A 629-nucleotide genomic window follows, 5' to 3' on the forward strand; every position below is an offset into this window, starting at 1 on the left:
ACTGTATCCGCATTGTCAGCACAAAATGTTATTGTAAAACTTAGCGGAGTTGATGGCTTTCCTAATGGCTACACATTTCAAACAATATCTGGAACAGTCTTAAAAACAGATGGCTACAAAGCAATCGCTGAAATGATGAACGGAGTTTCAGACAAAACCGGAGTAAAAGTTAATGTTAATAATACTCAAATTTTTAGTACTGCCGTAAAAGCTGGAGATATTAAAAATTTAATGATTAATGGCGTAACAATTGGAAATGTAAAAACTCAAGCCAATGACGCCGATAATGCCCTAATTGGAGCCATTAACGCTAAAAAAGATGAAACCGGAGTAGAGGCTAGTTTAAATAATGGTAGATTAGTGTTAGCTGCTAAAGATGGTAGAGCGATTGTTGTTGGAACATTTTCTGATAGCTATACTGCAATGGGTGGTAGATTATCTGGTGCTTCTACTGGAAGTGTAGCCGGTCAAGGTGCAGTATTCTTAGGTCAGATAACCTTTGTCCGCCAAGATGCTAGAGATATTAAAGTTGGCATTCAAGGCATTTCGCAAGTATCTGGTTTATCAGATGCAGCTATTAGTTTTGCTTCAGTAGCTTCAAATGCCTATAATCAAGCTAGTGTAAATTT

At 37.2% G+C, this 629-nt stretch carries 1 protein-coding gene; it reads left to right on the top strand.

Going from position 1 to position 629, the window contains the following annotated elements; genetic code table 11:
• A partial coding sequence (locus CSUIS19073_RS08285; protein ID WP_337214424.1) for a flagellin hook IN motif-containing protein occupies positions 1 to 629 on the top strand: 629 nt, incomplete at both ends.

The organism is Campylobacter sp. RM19073 (genome assembly GCF_024723495.1).
In the GTDB taxonomy this organism is placed as follows: Bacteria; Campylobacterota; Campylobacteria; order Campylobacterales; family Campylobacteraceae; genus Campylobacter; species Campylobacter porcelli.